This is a genomic window from Kosmotoga sp. (assembly GCF_982836095.1).
Genome location: NZ_CEYIHJ010000201.1, coordinates 1 through 2,981, shown reverse-complemented (window position 1 = coordinate 2,981; position 2,981 = coordinate 1). Strand labels below are relative to the sequence as shown.

Annotated in this window: 1 protein-coding gene and 1 pseudogene; both read right to left on the bottom strand. The window is 40.7% G+C overall.

The features are described from left to right. The coding region (locus AC3LHT_RS10080; RefSeq protein ID WP_488662799.1) for an amylo-alpha-1,6-glucosidase at positions 1-1,954 on the bottom strand (1,954 nt) is incomplete at its 3' end. A gap of 22 nt (positions 1,955-1,976) precedes the next feature. Beyond that, positions 1,977-2,974 (bottom strand): annotated as a pseudogene (locus tag AC3LHT_RS10075) (glycoside hydrolase family 172 protein). Positions 2,975-2,981 lie beyond the last annotated feature (7 nt).

Below are 2,981 nucleotides of genomic sequence, written 5' to 3'. Positions count from 1 at the left end.
TTTCTGCCGTTTCTTTGTCTTCCATTTTTCCAGATAGTTTAACCATTCCTTCCAAAGCAGAATGCCATATGACATTTAGATAAAAGGAAGCGTGAGCCCCGTAAAGCTTTCCACCTTCAACCCATCCATGCCCTGCAACGGCATTCTCGATAAGACCATCCTCATCTGAATCGGTTGAAAGGCAATATTCATAAGCTCTCTTTATCTTTATCCAGTTCTCTTTAAGGAAATCGAAATCCCCGCTATGGGAGACATATCTGTGTATAAGCAATAAGAATAGAGGCGTTGCATCCGCTGCGTCGTAGTGAACCATGCCGCTTGTTGTGAGTTCGTGGAAGATTTTCCCGTCGATTCGCTGGAATTTTAACAGGAGTTTCAAGTTTTCCTTGACGGTATCAAAATCTCCATAATCCAATAGTGCAAAGGAAACCCATTCGCTATCGCGTCCAAAATACCAGGCATAGCCGGGTCTTGCTTCGAACCAACCGGGTAGACTATTTGCATAGCCCGCCATCAATCCGGTTCCAATACCCGGGGTTTTAGACAAGAATTTTATTGTTTGGACTTTTGCCCATTTTACACTCTCATCAAGAACCGGAATATCCGTTGTGACTTTCGAAGTAGATGCGAGATAGTTTATATAGAAAGCATTTGCAAACTCATTTTCGTTTTGAAGCGATATCTTCTCTGGTAGTTCTTCCCCATTTACGCTACCTCCGACAACAAAATTCAAGAGTCTGGCAGCTTTTGTCGTAACTGTTCCATAAATGAGAGATTGGCTTTTACGCAGAGAAATTTGTGAAAGCTTGTCAAAAGTTATATATCCTTTTAGCATCTCATCTTCTGTCGAAAAAACAACTGCCTTGCTTTTTGAATCGTAATTGAAATATCGTTTGCCATTGAAGCTCTTATCCAATGGCCACATAATGCGAAGGTCAGTTGAGAATGATACCATGATCTCGTGAACGGTATCATCTAAAAAGTTAAGTTGACCAAGCATCCATGGATTGTTTAAACTTGCGAAAATTTGGAGAGAACCGAAATCAGATTCAAAGCTTATTCCTTCTGGAGAGACTGTTGTAATAACATTTTTTTCTGTTAATTTAACACCATCAATTTCAAATTCCATTTCTTTTAGCAATCTAAACGGATGTAGCCAAACCTCGTTTATTTTTCCATTGCACAAAGCGTTTACCAATATCCTTCTCCCTGAAGTGTTCACATATTTACTTCCAGTGTTAATGAGCTTTAATGAATGCTTGGGCTGCGCTAAGGGCTCAAGGCTTATGGGATCCAATTTTAGATTCTCAAAAAACTCTACTCCCTTTGAAATTGCCGGCCAATACGAAGCATTATCTCTCTGATCAAAAATTAGATATTTGCATATATTCTCGATGAATTTTTCCACTTCTGCTCGGTAGGGGTTTTTTTCATGATTTACAAACTCAAGATAGCCGCCAATGCATAGAATCTTCCTGTCACCATGAACGTATTCCCAGATTATTGGCTTATCTCTAAACACAGAAATGTAGCCCTTTTCTACGGCAACTATTTTGGCCTTTTTACCTTTGTAGAGATATATTTCAGAGAGGTTTGAGGTAGGCAGGTCTATTAAGATTGAATAGAAACCACCATGAAGCTCGTTAAACAAAGGATGACCTTTGTAACTTTGAAATCCCCTCTTATCCCAGGGGTCTTCTCTTTTCACGATTTTTTCATTAACCAAACTGGAGAGCGAATCCAAACCAAGTTTCTCAATGAGTTTTACAGCTTGCCCGCTTAGCACAATCTGTGTGCAGCGGGAAAGTTCTTCGAACTTCTCCGTTGAAATCATGTCTGTGTTGTGAATCCAGGCAAATTCCTTAAAAGCATCAGCAGATTTTGGATTTTTTCGCCTGATACCTTTAAGGATGGTTTCGAAAACTACTTCATTATCCTTGCATATGATTTCCATCGTATCCCCCTTTTAAGGGCCGTTATCTCGACCAGAGTTTTTCAAGCTTAAAGGATTGAGCGAAATCTATATGGGGTTCTTTTTGATACCAGAATGCCACAGAAGAGATATCGTCAGTGAGAGGTTGGTAAGTACCATTAGGCCACCATCCCAAAGCTTGAAGTGTGACTCTTATGCTCTTTTTAAACCTTATTGGATCTGGGATATGCCATCTGTAAAGCCCATGTCGGGGAACTTCCCCCTCTTTTTTCTGCCAGAGCGGATAACCGCAAAACGGTGCTGAAAAAGTTTCTCCAAAACACCAGGCTCCCCCGATATCGACGGGTTTTCCTCCCCATCTATAAAGAATTTCACTTCTCCTTCTCCCCACCATCCATTTGACATTTGAGTCCAGCCGACAACCGTACCCACATAATGACCTTCACCGGAAACATGATCCAGTATTACGTGTTCGGGATACTCTCTGGTTGTAACTGAACGGTTCCACTTTGCATGCAAATAAGCTGCGTTCTCTTCGATTTCAATGAGCCCGTAATTAATCTGATAAAAGAATCCTTTTATATCTTCTTCCAGCAGGTTTTCGATTGTAATCCGTGCCCTTTTTTGAAAAGGCATAGGCCAGTAACAGTTGAAGCCTCCAGAAGGGTTAACCGAAACGATCATGGAATTTACGTTAAAGCGCAAGCCATGAACATTTGCGAAGAAATCTCCAAGCGGTACTTCAATGGAAGGAGATTTTTCATTATCCCAATAAAATCTCAATATCGTTGCCCTGTATGCTTTGGGATCTACTGTGAGCCAGATATGTCTTATTACTCCTGGGCCCTCTATGTTTGCCAATTCAGTAATCTCTTTTGCTTTTAGAGTTATACACGGCCGGACTTTCCAGCCTTTTCCAAGATACTTTGCAGGGTTATTTTCAGAAGGAACTCCCAGAGCCCCTTTGTTTGGCTCTCCTGATGGATTCTCTGCAGATATTGATCTTGAGATTTCATTTGAAAGCCTATATATTCTATCCATATCAAAC